This is a genomic window from Neisseria sp. P0021.S007 (assembly GCF_051956855.1).
Genome location: NZ_JBQCXA010001793.1, coordinates 1 through 434 on the forward strand (window position 1 = coordinate 1; position 434 = coordinate 434).

The following is a 434-nucleotide window of genomic DNA, read 5'->3' on the forward strand; positions in this document are numbered from 1 at the left end:
GTATTGAACTCAGTAAAAGGTACTCGCGAACGTATCGGTCGTCTGGTGCAAATGACTGCTGCAGACCGTACTGAAATTGAAGAAGTACGCGCTGGTGATATTGCAGCTGCGATCGGTCTTAAAGACGTTACCACTGGTGAAACCCTGTGTGCTGAAAGCGCACCAATCATCTTGGAACGCATGGAATTCCCTGAGCCGGTAATTCACATTGCTGTTGAACCAAAAACCAAAGCCGACCAAGAGAAAATGGGTATTGCCCTGAACCGTCTGGCGAAAGAAGACCCTTCTTTCCGCGTTCGTACAGACGAAGAATCCGGTCAAACCATTATTTCCGGTATGGGTGAATTGCACTTGGAAATTATTGTTGATCGTATGAAACGCGAATTCGGTGTGGAAGCTAACATTGGTGCGCCTCAAGTTGCATACCGTGAAAC

1 protein-coding gene is annotated in these 434 nt (G+C 47.2%); it reads left to right on the plus strand.

Annotated elements, in window-relative coordinates; all coding sequences use genetic code 11:
- A partial coding sequence (locus tag ACTHUR_RS21490) for an EF-Tu/IF-2/RF-3 family GTPase (RefSeq protein ID WP_440400835.1) occupies positions 1–434 on the plus strand: 434 nt, incomplete at both ends.